At 30.3% G+C, this 17803-nt stretch carries 15 protein-coding genes and 2 tRNA genes; 6 read left to right on the top strand and 11 right to left on the bottom strand.

Annotation, left to right across the window (positions count from 1 at the left end; translation table 11 throughout):
- Positions 1-37 precede the first annotated feature (37 nt).
- A tRNA-Asp gene (locus P2W75_RS03410) sits at positions 38-111 on the top strand.
- A 526-nt stretch (positions 112-637) separates the two neighbouring features.
- Positions 638-711 (top strand) — tRNA-Asp (locus tag P2W75_RS03405).
- 245 nt (positions 712-956) lie between these two features.
- Here the strand turns inward: P2W75_RS03405 and P2W75_RS03400 are convergent.
- The 4 genes from P2W75_RS03400 to P2W75_RS03385 form a co-directional block, all read right to left on the bottom strand.
- On the bottom strand, positions 957-1724 hold the full coding sequence (locus P2W75_RS03400) for an excinuclease ABC (RefSeq protein WP_276378925.1): 768 nt from the start codon (positions 1722-1724) through the stop codon (positions 957-959).
- 308 nt (positions 1725-2032) lie between these two features.
- Positions 2033-2659, bottom strand: a complete 627-nt coding sequence (locus P2W75_RS03395; protein WP_276378923.1) for a hypothetical protein — start codon at positions 2657-2659, stop codon at positions 2033-2035.
- A 54-nt stretch (positions 2660-2713) separates the two neighbouring features.
- Complete coding sequence (locus P2W75_RS03390; protein WP_276378922.1) at positions 2714-3028, bottom strand: hypothetical protein; 315 nt, start codon at positions 3026-3028, stop codon at positions 2714-2716.
- Positions 3029-3035: 7 nt separating this feature from the next.
- Positions 3036-3305, bottom strand: a complete 270-nt coding sequence (locus tag P2W75_RS03385) for a hypothetical protein (RefSeq protein WP_276378921.1) — start codon at positions 3303-3305, stop codon at positions 3036-3038.
- Positions 3306-3735: 430 nt separating this feature from the next.
- Here P2W75_RS03385 and P2W75_RS03380 point away from each other — a divergent pair, with 430 nt between their 5' ends.
- Genes P2W75_RS03380 through P2W75_RS03365 form a run of 4 tightly spaced genes read left to right on the top strand, consistent with a single transcriptional unit; the run spans position 3736 to position 10437 of the window.
- On the top strand, positions 3736-5058 hold the full coding sequence (locus P2W75_RS03380; protein WP_276378920.1) for a hypothetical protein: 1323 nt from the start codon (positions 3736-3738) through the stop codon (positions 5056-5058).
- Positions 5058-7517 (top strand): sensor histidine kinase, encoded by a 2460-nt coding sequence (locus P2W75_RS03375; RefSeq protein WP_276378919.1) that lies wholly within the window; start codon positions 5058-5060, stop codon positions 7515-7517. The genes P2W75_RS03380 and P2W75_RS03375 overlap by 1 nt, the downstream gene beginning before the upstream one ends.
- Positions 7517-9412 (top strand): hypothetical protein, encoded by a 1896-nt coding sequence (locus P2W75_RS03370; protein ID WP_276378917.1) that lies wholly within the window; start codon positions 7517-7519, stop codon positions 9410-9412. Before P2W75_RS03375 ends, P2W75_RS03370 begins: the two co-directional genes overlap by 1 nt.
- Positions 9412-10437, top strand: coding sequence for a DUF4238 domain-containing protein (locus P2W75_RS03365; protein ID WP_276378916.1), 1026 nt, complete (start codon positions 9412-9414; stop codon positions 10435-10437). The genes P2W75_RS03370 and P2W75_RS03365 overlap by 1 nt, the downstream gene beginning before the upstream one ends.
- A gap of 6 nt (positions 10438-10443) precedes the next feature.
- Here P2W75_RS03365 and P2W75_RS03360 read toward each other — a convergent pair whose 3' ends face one another.
- From P2W75_RS03360 to P2W75_RS03335, 7 genes are all read right to left on the bottom strand, one after another.
- A complete protein-coding gene (locus P2W75_RS03360; protein WP_276378915.1) occupies positions 10444-11226 on the bottom strand; it encodes a hypothetical protein in 783 nt (260 codons plus the stop codon).
- Positions 11227-11247: 21 nt separating this feature from the next.
- Positions 11248-11478 (bottom strand): hypothetical protein, encoded by a 231-nt coding sequence (locus P2W75_RS03355; protein WP_276378913.1) that lies wholly within the window; start codon positions 11476-11478, stop codon positions 11248-11250.
- A gap of 373 nt (positions 11479-11851) precedes the next feature.
- Positions 11852-12127, bottom strand: coding sequence for a tyrosine-type recombinase/integrase (locus tag P2W75_RS22575; protein WP_373921624.1), 276 nt, complete (start codon positions 12125-12127; stop codon positions 11852-11854).
- Complete coding sequence (locus P2W75_RS03350; RefSeq protein ID WP_276378911.1) at positions 12127-12981, bottom strand: phage integrase SAM-like domain-containing protein; 855 nt, start codon at positions 12979-12981, stop codon at positions 12127-12129. Before P2W75_RS03350 ends, P2W75_RS22575 begins: the two co-directional genes overlap by 1 nt.
- 588 nt (positions 12982-13569) lie before the next feature.
- Entirely contained in the window at positions 13570-14475 is a 906-nt protein-coding gene (locus tag P2W75_RS03345) for a helix-turn-helix domain-containing protein (protein ID WP_276378910.1), read from the bottom strand.
- Between the two features lie 167 nt (positions 14476-14642).
- The gene (locus tag P2W75_RS03340; protein ID WP_276378908.1) at positions 14643-16886 is read right to left on the bottom strand and encodes a TonB-dependent receptor plug domain-containing protein; all 2244 of its coding nucleotides are present in this window, start codon (positions 16884-16886) and stop codon (positions 14643-14645) included.
- Between the two features lie 16 nt (positions 16887-16902).
- A complete protein-coding gene (locus P2W75_RS03335; RefSeq protein WP_276378907.1) occupies positions 16903-17796 on the bottom strand; it encodes an urea transporter in 894 nt (297 codons plus the stop codon).
- Between the last annotated feature and the right edge of the window lie 7 nt (positions 17797-17803).

The following is a 17803-nucleotide window of genomic DNA, read 5'->3' as shown; positions in this document are numbered from 1 at the left end:
AAATTCTGTTATATCTTTGCAACCGCAATAACGCAGAGGTTTGGTAGTTCAGTTGGTTAGAATACATGCCTGTCACGCATGGGGTCGCGGGTTCGAGTCCCGTCCAGACCGCAATATTGGGAAAAGCCTTTCTTAACGGAAAGGCTTTTTTGCCCAAAATCGGTATCTAAGATTAGTTGTGTTGTTTTGCTGCGACTTTGTAACTCGCAGCTGGTTTAGTAGTTAGACCAATGAAAAGCTTTCCACTTTTGTGGATGGCTTTTTTGATTTAAGACCTTTTGTGAAAGGTAAATTCCAAATATATTGAATCCTCAAAATAAATTCCAAATTCCGATTTACATATAGTTTGTCATTTCGACCGAGAGGAGAAATAGCATACGAAATTCCATAAAGATTTTTACTGCAAAGCACACGAAGATGTACGCAAAGTCCGCAATTTTTTTTATAAAGCTTTGCGGACTTTGCGCTTTTAACCTTGTGCCTTTGCGGTTGAGTAAAAGAAAGTTCCTACTTTTTGTTTAAAACCTGAGTTTTTAAAATATTGGATTTTAGTCGATTAAAAATTTCTCAAATTTTATTCCCAAAAACGCTTGCAGAAACGAAATTCTGTTGTATTTTTGCACCCACAATAACGCAGGGTTTGGTAGTTCAGTTGGTTAGAATACATGCCTGTCACGCATGGGGTCGCGGGTTCGAGTCCCGTCCAGACCGCCTAAGTTTGTAAAAAGCTTCTCTTAATGAGAAGCTTTTTTGTTTTATATCCTTCTTAAAATTAACAAAAAAAGATAGTTAAGTTTCGGAATTTACATTTTACTATTTTTCAAATAAAATTATATGTTCAGTTTTGGCGAAGTTCTTTTTACTTCTTTTGCTATTTTTAGCCAAGATTGTATTCCCTAATCCGTTACCTTGGGATTTTACAAAAGATCAAATTAGGTATTGTTGTAAAGATTAGTTTATTCAAAATAGCGAATTGGATTTGCCATTCCTTTAATTTTCGGTACTGCTTTATTCAAATATAGGTCATGAATTTCTTTGTCCGAAATTTCAGTTCCTTCAAAACCCCATCTTTTTCGACCTCGATCTTCACCTGCCTGTAGCCATTTCTCAGGTTTAAATATTGCTCTAATTACACCTCGATATTCTGCCAAAACATATTCTGCTTTTTTTGCTCTATTATTGTCTAAAACCCACCAACCTCTTGTTGCCTCATAAATATTTGGTCTATTGTAAATAGGGTCATTATTTTTGCGATTTCGTTTGCTGCCAAATGTTTTATTTATGTTGATCACTAAAATCTTGTGTTTAACATTTTCTTTCTTTAATTCTTCACAGTTATACAATATTTCGCATTCTTCAACAGTTTTAATGCCTTGATTAAATGAATAATGTCCCGATGAAATGTTTGTAATTTTAGCAATTTCTGCAAAATCTTTATAAGTTAAAAAATCAATCAAAACAGATTCTATAAGTATTGCTTCATTATCTTCTAGTCCATGACGAATTATAAAGTGTTTTACTTTTTGATTGTTATTTTTTATATCTCGAATAGTTTCTAATTTATCGGTTTCCCTTGGATTTAAGATAGCTTCATTAATATGAGAAAAAACACGATTAGCATTTCCTTTTCCAATATAAAATATTTTGTAATCTCTAGGATCAATCAAAGCATAGACATAAGATTTTAATTCTTCTTGTGTTTTTTGAGTAAATTGTTCAGTCATAGATATTTTTTTATGTTATTTATGGATGACTTGCTATTAACTAAACGATAATATACAAGCAGTTTAAAGCAAGTTCTAATGGTTAAGAGGCGCTTATGAGGTTTAATACGAAACAATTGCTTAAATGCTTAGAATTATTACTGTCAGCTATATTTTACTAACAAGTAAAAGAATTAAGTAATTAAGGGCTTGTTCAAGTTGTTCTTAGTTTGTATTATGTATCATTACTCTTGTGTCTTAATAGTTATTTTACTTATACTCGCTTATTGTATAGATTAAGCTAATTTAGCTAATAAATAATACCCTTATTATAGTAAAGAATTTATTTTTTTTTCAAAAGCTTCGTAAATCTCCGTTTTATAATCAATTTTTTTGTCTAAAAACATTTCGTAGTTTTTAATAAATGCGTTCGTTTTGGTGCTTCTATTTGTGCTTGTATTAGTAAGCTCAAATTTTTCCAATTCTCTGATAAAGCCGTTTCTTTTTATTTTTTGGAATTTTAAATATTTTTCATGATCCCTTTTGCTAATCTTGCTCGAATCTATTGTCTTTTCTTCTGAAATTAAATCGACAAATTGTATTTTTTTAAATCGTTCTTTCAGCTTGTCGTTTATTTGTTCCCAGTTTATAATTATGTCATTAATAGTTCGGACATTTTCTTTATAAAACGGTATTCCTGATACTTTTTTAATAACCATTTCAAAACGGAAAAAGAAGAATTTTTTATGGACATTTTTTTTAATAGGGTTAGTTTTAAAGTTTTTATCGTTTTTGTTGATTTCTAAGTATTTTTCATAAAATTTATATTTGATGTTGTTCTCCTTGTTTTCTTTATTTTTTTTGCCTTTGAAATAAACTGTTGTGTCTTCAACTTCCCTTCTAAAACTGCGATACTTTACAAAACAATTTATTAATTCTTTTAGTACAGATTTCAATAAAAGCGTCACTCCGATTTCTAATTGTTTTACTTTTGCATTTAATAAATCTTCTTATTTAATGCCGATTTTAAGACTTAAAAGCTTTATGCAATCTATAAGTTGATATAGAGATAGGTTTTGTCTCGTATTTCGTCCAAAATACCATTTTCTTATGCTTCCATTGAAACCAATTGTGCATTTATCTTTTGCATAATCGTAGTATAAAATCAAGTTTATCTGAAATGGATTTTTAACGCCTGATTTTTCATTTCCAATTGTACGACTAAAACTACATCTATTTGGGAATTTACTTTTTCGATAACTCTCAAGTTTCCAATAATTTTTTTCAGCTGTAAAATCTGATATTTTTACTTTAATTCGATCCATGGTTTTGTTATTTTTTTAAAAGAAATTTTTCTAACTCGCTTCGTCTGATAAGGATTTTTCCATTGGGATTTTTTTGATTGTTTTTCAAGCCTTTTTTTCGATATCCATCGATCATTTTTCTGCTTAAGCCAAATTCACTTTCAATATCAGAGATTGATAACCACTCTTTATTGAATTCAGTACGATTTGATAAATCGAGTAATAATTTTCTCGTTTCAATAACACATTTTACCATATTGCTGAAGAATTTTTCGTCAATTATAATTTTTGTACTCATAACTTTTTGGATTTATACTTTAAGTGCATAATACCAGTTTAGTAATCTTTTATATTGAATAAATTGAATATTTAACTTTTTTTAAATCCAAGTGATTGATTTGTAGTTATTTGTAAAATATCAAAATTTGCTGTAAAATTAAATCTTATCCAAGCTATCGAAAATCAATATCTAGGAGAGCAATTGTGGTCTGGAGTAGTTTATCAGTAAGATTTTTGCTTGTATATTTTAAAGTAAAACTTATTTATTTCTGAAATTATAGAAAATAGAAGCCTGAAAATGTAAGTTGGAAATGTATTTAACTTTAGACTCAGTTGTCGTATTTTGTTTATATATTTGCTTATTAGACTATATTTTACGACCATAAATACATTAGCAGAATTGTTAATAATAGAGACGTTGATATTAGGAAGCTAATAAAACCTTCAAAGTGAATAAAAACATAAAAAACATAAAAAGAAATATCAATGCTATAAGTTCAGAAACACTGAATGGTGAAAACTATTCTAGAAATGATTTTGCAAGAAGTATTCTTAATTATCCTGCAATGATGGTTCCATCTGTTCAAGAGCCTATTATTGAAAAGCTTTCGGAAGCCCTTAATAATAATGTTTCTTTGTTAGACCCTTTTATGGGAGCATCTAATACACTCGTTACTGGAATGAAATACGGAATGAATGTATTTGGACAGGATATAAATCCATTATCTATTTTATTAAGCCAAGTAAAGACTACTTTTTATTCAATTGAAGAACTTGTTGATGCAGAAAAGAGATTAATAAGTTTAACTATCTCTGATAATTCAGAGATAGTCGAAGTTGCGTTTGTAAATATTGATAAATGGTTTACAAAGAACATTCAAATTGAACTATCTAAAATATACAGGGCTATAAGAAGTGAGCAATCCTTAAAAATTAGAAAGTTTTTTTGGGTGGCTCTGGCCGAAACAATTAGATTAACAAGTAATGATAGAACATCTACCTTTAAAATGCATATGCGCCCAATTGAAGAAATCAATTCAAGACAAATATCTGCATTAAAGACATTTCTTTCGGTATCTAAAAAGAACATTAAAAATATTAGTGATTATATTTCTGTATTGGTACAAAATGGACATGTAGAAAACGATAAATATATTAAAAATGTAGATGTCGTTTGGGGAGATACAAACGCTGAAATTAGAACAGATAAAAGTTTTAATCTGCTTGTGACTTCTCCGCCTTATGGAGATAATCAAACAACTGTAACTTATGGGCAATTTTCATATCTGCCTTTACAATGGATACCAATTGAGGATATTGATAAGTCTATAACAATAGATTATTTAAAAACGGCTCAATCCATAGATAATAAAAGTTTAGGTGGAGAGATTAAAGAACATATAAAAGATGTTGAATATAAAGTTTTCGAGAAGTCTAAAACATTAAAAAAGTTTGTAAGTCAATTTAAAGAAGAGGAACGAAAGAGAGCAGAGAAGGTTACAAGATTTATCAATGATTTAGATAGTAGTATTGACAAAATGCTTCCAAAAATGGAGAAAGATTCTTTTTTAGTTTGGACAATTGGTAATAGAAATGTAAATAAACAAATAGTTCAAAATGACCTTATTTTAAAAGAATTATTTGCATATAAAGGGGTAGGTTTATTTACTGATTTGGAAAGAGAAATTTTAAGTAAAAGAATGCCTGGTAGAAACAACTTCTCAAATATGATGAGTAAAGAGAAAATTATAATTTTCAAAAAAACCAATTAATGGCAAATCAAAAATACCATTTTGATATAACACCTCATATTGTTAAACAATTAGGAGAACAACTTGTCTCTGATGAGATTACAGCATTGCTGGAGTTAATTAAAAATTCGTATGATGCTGATGCTACATACGTTTCAATCGAAATTAACACAAATGGGCAGTATGCAAAGGGGAATCTTTTTTATCCTAATCATGGTGGATTTATTATTGTTGAAGATGACGGATTTGGTATGAATGAAGAAACCATAATGAAATCGTGGTTAATTATCTCTTATTCTCAAAAACGACAACTAAAAGAAGCTAAAGAAACTACTCCAGGAGGAAGAACTCCTCTAGGAGATAAAGGGTTGGGAAGACTTAGTACTCAAAGATTGGCAGACATTTGCGAAATTTTTACAAATAAGGAAAACGAAGAAGGAACACATATTGCTTTTAATTGGAAAGACTTTGAAAAAGAAGATGCCTTAAGTGAAGTTAGAATTCAAGCAGAATCTTTTGCTCCAAAAAAAACAAGTGGTACCAAATTAATTTTAGCTAATCTAAACCATTCGGAAGTTTGGGAGGGACAAAATTTAGAAAAATTTAAAGGACAAGTTTCTCAAATTATATCTCCATATAAAGAAAATAGACCTTTTACTGTTTATTTGAAAATCAATGGTATTAGTATTGACTTGGATAAATCAAATGAAGATTTAAGAGATTTTGCAATTTCTCATTTTGATTTTTACTTTGATGGAAAAATATTAGGGATAAAAGGGAAAACGAAGCTAACGAAGTTCATTGGAAATAGTAGAGATGAATTTAATAGTTTTTTGGAGATAGATAATGGTAAAAAATTCTATGATTTCCTTAAAAATAAATATTCAGATATTAGTAAGACTTCAGCACCTTATTTTATTGAGTTTGAGAAGAAATTTGATTTCGATAAAGATATAGGTGGTTTGGAAATCTTTAATGGAGAAAGAGCTAATCCTGGTTCATTCAATGGGATTATTGATGAATTTACTTATGATAATTGGATGTCTTCAGACGAGAATTTAAAAGAAATTTTTGGTAAGCTTTCAAATTATAGGGAATTTGCTCAAAGTCAAGCAGGAATAAAGCTGTTTAGAAATGGATTTGCTGTTAAGCCTTTTGGAATTGATGGAGATGATTGGCTTCGTCTGAGAGAATCTCAAACTTTTGCAAGTTCATATTATCCATTAAGGCCAGCAAACGTGTTAGGGTATTTTTCGATAGACGAAGGAGAGAATAGAGAATTAAAAGATAAAACTGATAGAGAAGGTTTATTATCAAATCCATATTCCCGTAATTTCTTCGCGTTAGCTTTTTTTATTCGTGATGAAATTAACCGTTACCAAGAAAATATTAGAAGAACCTACAATGATTTCCTTAAAACTTATAAGACTACGAATAGCGGAATAAAAACACCAATTCAGGCATTTAATCAATTAAAAGATACAAAGGATAAAACTGAAGAGGTTAAGCCAGAATTAAAAGATGCTGTAAATACTGTTGGTAAAGCAATAAAAGACTCGGGTCAAATTGTAAAATCTGTTCAAGACAATCCAATGTTTTCTACAGACTTAGAAAAGGAAACTGTAGAGAAAGTAGATGATTTATTAACTAAGCTAAAAGTTATTCAGGGGACTTTACAAAAGCTTGAGAAGGTAATAACAAAGGCAGAAAGAATAAATGAAGTTATAGATGTACTTGAACCCAAAATTCAAGTTTTAGAGGAACAACTAGCTAACTTTTCGGAGCTGGCAAGTTTGGGATTAACGGCAGAATCTGTAAGTCATGAATTTGCTTCAATTGCAGATAGATTGGCTGAAAAAGCTTCATTTTATTCCGCAAAATTACAAGGGAAAAAATTAAACGATTCCGATATTTATGTTTTCATTGAATACATAAATACAACAGTAAACGGATTAAAAACACAATTAAAACATCTTGATCCAGCCCTAAAGTACAATAAAGAAAAAAAGTCTTCTTTTAAATTATCGGACTTTTTTAAGGATGAAAAGGATTATTATAAAAATAGATTCGATAAACTTCAAATCGCATTTGATATTGTTTTAGAAGACGATTTTTTAATTAAGGTAAATCGAGGCAAATTGGTTCAGGTTTTGGATAATGTTTTAAATAATTCACAATATTGGCTGACGGAAAAAAAGAAAAGCGAATCAAAATTTTCTCCTGCTATTACTGTAAAAATAGAATCACCATGGATTTATATTTCTGATAATGGTTATGGGGTTTCTCCAGCAGTAGAGAATCAAATATTTGAACCATTTGTAACTACGAAACCCAAAGGTGAAGGAAGAGGTTTGGGATTATTTATTATTCAACAATTATTAGATTCTGTAGGCTGTACAATTGTATTAGAGCCTACTAGAAATGAAGACAAAAGAAAATATATTTTTGCTATTAACCTTTCAAATATCATTGTGAGCTAATGGACGAGAGAATCATAATAAATGCTAATGGTGAATCATTGGAAATTCAACCTAAAAATAATTTATCGCTAAATCTCCGTGATAAGGCAATAACAACAACTTTTGATTTATTAGACACTGAAAATATTGCTCATATTATCTATATAGATGATAAATTTGATATTGAGGGACAAAAAGAGGTATACAAAGCACGTTTGCTTCAGTTAAAAAACGATGAGAAGTACATAGAAAGTGATAGATTCAAATCTATAGATTGGACAGGTCCAATTCCGAGATTTGAAAGCTTAATCTTGGGACTTTGGGATGAAACAGAAAGCAAGTCTGAATTATTATATGAGGTTTGTACTCATGTTATAGATGAAGACAGTGCTAATATTATTCCAGCTTTAGAAATTAAGAATTGCTATGGGGAAAGAATCAAATTAATGACGCCAGATGAATGGGTAAAGGACAAATATCAAATAATAAAGGAACTTGAAGAAGGTAAAAAGGCTTTATGTTTGTTTGATTATGAGTTTCAAAGTGGTAATGCCTTAGTAGAAGGGCGTAATGGGGCTCAGCTTGCAAAATTACTTATTGAGGAAGAAGGTTGTACAGAAAGGATTGTATGTGGTATTTTTTCCCACAAATTTACAGAAGAAGAAGAAGATGAATATAGGGAAAAATATTCCACTGATTATGATATTGAAGAACATAAATTTTATACTATATCAAAACGTAGATTTGCTTTTGATCCACAAATATCAGGTTTCGCTGAAGGTGTAAAAAACTTGTTATTACTTCCTTATGTAGAACAGCTAAAAACAGAATCTCTAAATGTTTTGGAAGATTCTAACATAAGGGCAGGAAATCGAATAAAAAAAATGACTCCCAAAACTTTTAATCAGATAATTCAAAAATCATCTTTAAAAGAAGGTGTATGGGAAATAAGTACTCTTTTTAGATTGTATGGGATACTTTCGAAAGAAGAGAATTATAATATGATTGCTGACCCCGTAGTAAGACAAAAATTTAATGATTCGATTAAAAATATTAGAGAAATAGATTTAAAGGACACTGGATATAATTCAAGTGTTCCTAATCAACAATTAACTGAACTCAGAAACAGCGAATTGTATTTGTCGGGAGATGTTATAAATAATTTGCATTTACCATTAACTAATGGAGACATTTTTGAAATTAAAGGTAAAGAATATATCTTATTAGTTCAACCTTGTAATTTGGCACTGAGAGCAAAGGACGAAAACTGTGGAAAGAGGGACTATAATTATGATGTTGGGATGTTAATTCCTTTGAGAAGTATTCCAAAGGATAAATTAAATGTTACAATGGAAGAGGTTAAAATTGCTGAAAATTCAGATCAGTTCTGTGTAGCATATTTCCCGAGTTTTCAGATTGTATCATTAAATATTTTAGATTTATCAGTTTTCAATGTTGAAGGCAGAACTTTAATCAATTTTAACCAATCAACATTGACAAATGATGTTATTCATTCTTCATGGTTAAAAAGATATGAATATATATATAAAGGGTTATCAAGTTATGAAACAAAAATTATTGAGTTTAAAACAGTAAAAGATAATCTTCTATTGTCGATTAATAAAAAAAGAGGAGAGTTACAAAATGCTGATGCTGGAGAGAAAGATGCTTTAAAACAAGAAATTGGAATTCTTCAAAGCCATTTAAATAATACTGAAAAAAATATTTATGAAATTCATGACCTTGTAAAATTTGGAATTAAATGTTCAGGGCTATATGATGATAAGGAAAGAGTTTTAGATATGAATATAAAAAGAGTGAGACATTATAAATCGCCTCATTCAGATGATTTGCTTCAAAAGTTTATGCTGTATTTATCACGAAATGCGTTTGAGCATGACTTTACAAATAGTTAATGGCAAAAAAGAAGAGACATCATTATATTCCACGATTTTATTTAAAGCGCTTTTCTATTAATAATGAGGGTAATCTTTTAGGATTGTATAATCTTACTAATAGAAAATTTATACAAAATGCGCCATTAAAAAGTCAGGCTTATGAAAATTTCCTCTATGGAGAAGATGACGAAATAGAAAATGCTTTGGCTAAAATGGAAAGTAACGTAGCCAAAATGTTTTATTATTGGACAGACGAAAAGATATTATATCCCCCTCCTATTGAAAGTAATGGTTTTGCATTGCTAAAACGATTTATTTTGTATCAAGCTTTTAGAACTCCTCAATCTGGTAATGATATTACAGAAACAGTTAATCAAGGATTAAAAACGGTTCTAAAAGAACTTGAGCCTGAATTATGGGAAAAAATGAAAGAAGCGACTTTAGTTTATGATAATCCTGTTTTGCTTGGGCTTCTTAATTCAATAAAACATGAAAAATTATTGAATTTTCTTGATTGCAAATTTTTGATAAACTTATCGGTACTTCCTTTTCTAACATCTGACTCGCCCATCATTTTTTATAATCAATTGATGGAGAAAGCGAATAATTATATGGGTGCGACTGGTTTGGGATCTGCTGGTCTCCAAATTTTTTATCCTATCCATCCTAGATTAATGATATGTCTTTTTGATTCAAATGTATATGAGTTTGGAGATAACTGCATTAATTGCTGCTCCACTGAATCTATTGAAGAAATACATCAATTAAATGGATTACAACTTGCAAATTGTGAATCACAATTATTTTTTGACGATTTAATTTCTGAAGAATACATAAATGAGCTTTGTAAAAATTTTGAAGAATATCGAGGCACATCAAAAAAAATTAATAGAATTATTAATCATGAAAATAAAAAATACTTTTACATGAGTTCCGAAGATATTCACATTAATTTAAAGTTGGATTTTTTTAAGTTAAAGGTAAATCCAATTAATTTTAAAAATCAAGGTGTTCATTTCAGACATCCTTCATTAGCAGATTGATTACAATTAAATTTTTTTCTCTAAGAGAGCTTTTGATTTGTCTATTACAGATGATATTTCGACCTTATAAAGTCCTCCTTTTTCGTTTTTTTTATTTAGATATATCTCGATAATAATGTTATTCTTTTCAAAATTGTAATATTCGTCATTTTTTTCTACAAGTTTAAAATCGGAATTTTTTAATTCAAGGAGAACTTCATCTAATAGTTCTTTTTGAGAAAACTCAAATGAAGTTATTTTTACATCTTTTCCAATTCCATTATCCCATCCTAAATAACTTTCGATTACCTGATTAGAATTTTTATAAGAGTACCATTCATCAAGAGGTTCTAAATTTTCAGGATATGAAACTTTTTCCCAGTCAGGACTTAAAACAATAGAGATTTTCTTGATAGAAGTTGTTGCTATTCGCATTAGGTCTGATAAGTTTGTTATGTCAATTATTTTTTTGGAAGTGCTATTTTCTGAGTTTGAAATGTTGTCTAAAGGATTTGTCTTTTGTACAGCAATGTTTTTCTTTGAATTGTTTGTTGACTGGTATCTATTATTAATTGATTTGTTTACAATAACATTTATAGAATAGCAATCTTTGGGAAGTTTAAAGTCATTATCAGATTGTGTTTGGATTGTTACAATTCGATTTCCATCTTCGTACATTAAGTTTACTTTTTGTTTTCCTTTCAATTCGAATCCCTGATAAATTAGGTTTTTAGTGATTCTATCCAATAAGCTTTTGTCGTCTGAAATGAAGTTTGTAAGCCAGAAAGTTTCCTTACTATTTAAATCCATTTTCCCGCACTTTTTCAAGATTTATCTTTTATTATCTCTGTTATATGAAAAAGTATATCGCTCCGTAACAAAACCTTTTTCAGATGTATCTTGAATAGGGGGATGTAGCTTCCATGTATATTGTAGCTCAATCACCATTTGTTTTACAATTAGTTCTGAAATTTCCAGTAAATCCTTTAGGTTGTTAACTTGAGAGCTTACTTTTAAGATTGGAAAAATAACAATTATGACAGTAAATAATAAACGTTTCATACATTAACTTTTTAGCTTAAGTAATAAAAAAGCTTAATATATGCGGTTTATTTAATGAGGTAAATTATATGCGGTAAAATGCCAAATTTAGTTCAATGGAAAATTTGGACAAAGACATAGATACTATAATTCTACAAATTGCAGATAAGATTAAAACTTTAAGAAAAGAAAAAGGTTTCACGAGTTATGAAACCTTTGCCTTTGAGTATGATATAAATCGAGTCCAATATTGGTGAATTGAAAAGGGTAATAATATTACATTAAAAACTCTTATCAAGGTTCTTGCTATACATGATCTAACACTTAATGAATTTTTTAAAGATTTGTAATTTATTATTGCCGTTTAAATTTTGATGTAAATTAAAACTTTACATTAACCATAATGTCTTTCATTTTTCCAACATTTATCCCTGTATATGCGTAAGTTTGACTTAGTTTTTTTATGTCCCATCATTTTAGAGATATAAAAGACATTTACATTATTATTTAGCAAGGTAGTACCAAAGGTATGACGAGCAAGGTGGAAATGAAGCGTCTTTTTTATTTCGGCAATTTCTCCAATCTTTTTTAAATATCTATTTACAGTTTGATTTTCTATCGAAGGGAAAATGTTTTCGTGATCTTCTCTTTGATTGTAAAATTTACAGATTATTTTTTTGCATTTAGATTAACAGGCACTTGTAAATCGACATTAGTTTTAATTTGCTTTAAAGTTATTATTCCATTTTTATAATTTTCCTTTTTCAATGCAACAATATCACTAAAACGCATCCCAGTGTAGCAACTGAATAAAAACATATTTCGGGCTAATTCCAGATGTTTTTTTAAAGAGAGATCACATTTTATAATTTGATTAATTTCAGGAGCTGTTAAATATTCCTCTCTTGTTCTAGGAGAAACATTTTGTAATCCTTTCCAAGATTCATTTTTTAAAACATCTAATTTTACAGCTTCTTTCAAAGTTCTTTTCAGAAACTTAATCATATTATATCTTCCACTGTTGGTTTGAATCAAATAGTTGTCAAATTCAACCATAAAAGAATAATCGATTTGAGAGAGTTTTAAATTTGGTTTAAAATCTTTTATTTTCTTACCTAAGGTCGTATAATGTATTTGGGTACTTTCTTTGATGGTAAGGAAATGTCTTTTGCAAAATGATTCGTAAAATTTGGAAAACAATAAATCGCCTTCAGAATCGGATTTGCCATTCCAAAAGTTTGAGATTTCTTCTTTAGAAAGTGATTTACCAATACTTTTACTCTCCCGAATAAAATCTTCAAGTTTTTGCTTCTTTTTTTTAATTACAGCATTTAAATTACCATAACCTTTTCCAATTCCTTGTTCAGCATTTTTATCCCAATACTTTTCTTCAATAAATTCAGAAGAAGAAAATTTCTGTGTTACATTATTGCGTTGTAATACAATGTGGATAGGACAAGTTCCATCTTTTCTAATTTTGTCCGTTCTTAACACCGCTCTCACGGTAAAGTAATTTGTTTCCATATAAAAATATTTTGGAGTTCATACTTTATGTAATAACTCTAGTAGGCTTTTTTTTCTCTTGCGAAATTTCAGCTAAATCATATATAAAAATCTTACAAATAAAATTCAATATGCTGATTTGGTGACGATTGGCTATTTTTACAAGTTTAAAACTTTAACATTTTTTAACAATTTTTGATACAGAAAAGACTATTTATGTGGAATAAAAACTCATTTTACTGATAAAAAATGATTGTAGAATTAATTTATTTTATCAGAGAGTAATAATTTTTTTAACTGTAAAATTTACAGGAAACATCCCCTAAGACATTCCCTTTTATTTTTTAATCTCTGTAAAGTATTGGATTTACTAACAATATTTGGATAAGTTCGAGTCCCGTCCAGACCGCCTAAGTTTGTAAAATGCCTCTCATTACGAGAGGCATTTTTTTTATGTAAACTTTGTGGGGCTTAACCGCAAAGAGCGCTAAGATTTTTTTACGCAAAGTCCGCAAAGCTTTATATATAGCTTTGCGGACTTTGCGTTTATAAGCGTAATCCTAGAAAAAAATCCTTGAGTGCTTTGGGTTAAATAATTGTGTCTTATCACTAAATTTCATTTAAAATAGCAGGATTGGTTTTATTATTTAAAAACTGAGTTCGATATTCTTTTGGGGTTATACCAGCTATTTTTTTGAATAATTGAGTAAAGTGGGAAGCCGTATGAAAATTAAGTTCGTATGCAATTTCGGCGATATCTTTACTAGAATAGAGAAGTGCCTTGCTATAATTGATGTCTATTTCGTTAATCCAATGTTTAACGGATTTCAAGGTTACATTTTTGACACATTTATTAAGATAGTTTTCCGTAACAGACATTTTCTGGGCATAAAAACCGGCTTTTTTTTCTTCTAAATGATATTTAATAAGTAAATCTCGAAACTGTAATGAAACTTCCATTTGTCGGGTTGCAGATGTATGTGCTACTCCTGAATTTATGCATAGAATTTTCACTAAAATAAGGTGAAGCATACAAATTATAACATCATTTGTATTAAGATTGTTGAGCATTAATTCTTGCTCCATTACAGGTAAAAGCTGTGTAAGGGTATGGTATGAAAGATGATCAAGTTTAAGAAACGGAGATATGAAGAAAATACTGGTTTTGTGTTTTGGTAATTCCTGTTCTGAAAGAACATTGTTTTCGTAAGCCAAAAAAAAGCCTTCGATATCATCAGATAATTCTAGGGTAGCAGTAATGCTTCCTTGTTTAATAAAGATAATTTCGCCTTCTTGTGCATGGTATTCCTTATTTTCAAGATGTTGTTTGATATGCCCATTTGTAACAAAAATAATAAAATTAAAAGCAGTACGATAAGGAATAACCGGCATTAAAATTCCTTTGAGATAATTCTCAATACGATAAAGTTGTATATCTGCATTATTGGCTAATATTTGCTCTGTTATATTTGGAAGAAACAGTTTCTTATATTCAAAATTAGAGAGAAACTCCATATTTCTTATTTACGTATTTGAGGTTCATTTATATTTATTATGTATGGATAAAAGGTTTTGTTTTTTTGGTAGAAAAAACGATTAATCGGATACAAATGTAAATTAAAATGTAAAAAAATGGTTACAAAATTGTAATAAGAAAATCTTAAAGTTTGTGAGCGGTTATTTTAGAATTTATAGTACACTCCAGCCTTGATTCCAAAAGGATTTCCAGGCGTATATGTAAGATCAGTAATAGGTTCTGGTTCGTTTTTTAGCTGTGTTTCTGTTGCAAATTGTGCTTCATTCCATTTGACATTGAAAAGATTGCTAAACTGCAGGTTTGCTCCCCATTTCTGACGATTATACGAAAGCATAAGGTCATTTACAAAATACGCTTTTGTTCTAATACTATCATCTTCCGTCGCTGGTCTAGCACCCATATAACGATATTGCAATCCTAAAGAAAAACCATTTAAGAAATCCCAATTGGCAGACCCAGTACTTGTTATAATAGGAGCAAGAGGAATATAATCCTGGCCTTTTTCTTCATCAATAAATCTGGCGTGAGAATAATTGATGTCGGCATTTAAATAAAAGTTTTTAAAGGGCTGAAAACGTATTCCTAAGTCGGCACCGTAACGTCTTGATTTTCCTGAAGGCTCAACGACAGCTTCGTCTCCAACATATACAAATTCTTGCTGAAGATCTAGATACCATATTGTAGGAGTAATAATTAGCGAACTGAATGGATGCAATCTTACGCCGAAATCTCCGCCAATTGAATAAGGAAGTGTTTTCTGGTCTTTATTAGTAACCACCACTCTCATATCGTTAGAATGAAAACCCATTCCGGTTTTAAGAAACCACATTACATTGTCGTTTTGGGCAAAAGAAAAATTAAGTTTCGGACTTAGTCTGGTTGCTTCGGAAGATTGTTCAGAAGGCAATTGTTCTAAATTTAATAAATCATGCATATTGAAAATAAAATGATCTAATCGCAAAGCAGGATTAATAGTCCATTTTCCAGTTTGCCAAATTACTCCGGTAAAAGCATGCATATTGGTTTCTGTTCCAGTTACATCGGCCAATTTATCGAGTAGCAAATCTCTATGATATACATGATTTAGCTGTAAAGTATTAATATCATCATTTCTGAATCCAATACCTGAAATCCAATCCAATGTTCCGTTGGAAGTTGAGAAGTTTTTGGTGTATTTTAATTCAGTTCCATAAATATTTCTTCCATCCGTTTGCTGAATTTCATCGCCACGATCTTTGTCATTTAGATAAAAAGTGAAATTAGAAAATAGATTAAAATTATATTTTGAATACCACGCCATAGCATCAATTTGCTCTGTTGATGATATAATGTGTTTAAAATTCATTTGGAGATTGGTTCTTGAGGTATTTCCTCCTTCAGTAGGATCGATACTTCCCCAGCGGCTAATAATACCTTCTGCAACGGCGCGCTCAGGAATTTGTCCAGAAGCATTCCACGATGAATTAAAAGTCGAAAATTGGATATTAAAATAATCGTTATCGGTAATCCATTTGTTGTATTTCCCGAAAATATTTACTCGGTTAAAGTTTTGTTTCACATCAAAAGGACCATCGGAATAATTGTATTCTGCAGCCAGATAGGCACCGCTTTTTCCCGAAGGATCATTCATAATATTGAACATTCCTAGGATTCTTTTGGTGTTAAAAGAGCCGCCTTCCAATTTGATTGTGCTATTGTTTAATTTATCGAATGTTTTAAAATCGACATATCCGGCGGTATTAAAATCGCCACGATCCATATAATACGCACCTTTTCCGAAATCAATATTATTGACTGTTTCGGGAATAACAAAATGCAGATCTGAATATCCCTGTCCGTGAGCATGAGAGACAATATTTACCGGCATTCCGTCTACATTTACACTCACATCAGTTCCATGATCGGCATCAAAACCTCTCAAAAATAATTGTTCTGCTTTTCCACCTCCAGCATGCTGGGCGATGAAAAGTCCGGGAACTTTTCGAAGTAAATCCTGAGCCGAGTTGACAGGAAATTTATTCAAATCTACTTTTGTAATCGCCGATAAAAAAGAACTATGAACAACCGATACTTCAGAAAGCTGAAAAGGTTTGTGTTCTAAAAAAATCACATTATTTTTATTCTCTTCGTTCGTTATCACCAATTTTAGATCATCGTATGTCTCGTGACTAAATGTGAGCGTATCTGGCAGTGATTTAATATTGATTTTTACTACACCATTGGTTTCTGAGTGCGTATGACTGTTTCCGTTATTATAAGTAACTAAAACACCAGCAATGGGAAGTTTGTGTTCAGCATCTTTAATTACTAGTTGTTTCTCGAATCCTGTTTTCTGAGCCGAAACAATCCCGCTTATAAATGCGAGTAAAAAAGCAATCTTTATTTTCATAGATCTTGTATTATTCTTAAAACTGCTCTTGGGTTTTGGGTTTAGCGATTTTCTGCAGCAATAAAACTATCCATGTTCCTAACACGAAAGGAAATGTTAATACACCGCCTACAATGTTCAATACATTGTTGTTTACCAGAAAATCATCTATAAGAACAGTAAATATTACCGCCAAAAGTACCCATAATCCATCGATTTTTTTGAATCCTGAAAAAACTATTGCCGAAAGAACCGCATTGAAGCCAAATAATCCCATGTGGATTTTATCAATAGGTTCGCCGTAAAGATGTGAAATATAAGCTCCTACCAATGATCCTACAAATCCATACAAAGCTGCAGAAGGAGAATTAATAAAAACGGCAATGAAGAAAATAATTCCAGATAGTGCACCTCCTTGAAAGATAACTTCCCCAAAACTATTTGTTGAAGTTAAAAAATCATCAGTAGTAGTGATTGCTTTCGCAGTTATTAAATCAGAAGGCGGAATATTGGTAAAATGATGTAAAACAAACACACAACACCAAATTATTATGATAAAAGGAAAGGTAAAAACCGGAATTTTTTTCTGAATAAAAAAGTGCTGTATAATACTTGCCAAAGCTCCTCCAACAATGATAATAATCCAGATAAGCCAAGTAGTCTGAAATATAAAAGATAACGCAACGCCCACAAGTGCAGCGCTAAAACCATACAATCCAGCATTAATTTCAGATTGATCGTATTTAAGTTGTATTGCAATAAAAGTTCCTGTTACGGTTGAAAGTAAAATGGCGATACCGCTTTGCCAGCTTCCTAGAAAAATACCAATAAGGAATAATAATCCTGTCCATGCATTTTCCTGAAGCATAATTTGCCCGATTCCTTTTAAGATAATGTCTACAAAAGGTATTTTTTCAAAAAACTTGTTCATTGTATTT

The organism is Flavobacterium sp. H4147 (assembly GCF_029360735.1).
Taxonomy (GTDB): Bacteria; Bacteroidota; Bacteroidia; order Flavobacteriales; family Flavobacteriaceae; genus Flavobacterium; species Flavobacterium endoglycinae.
This window is presented reverse-complemented; position numbering and strand designations above follow the sequence as displayed.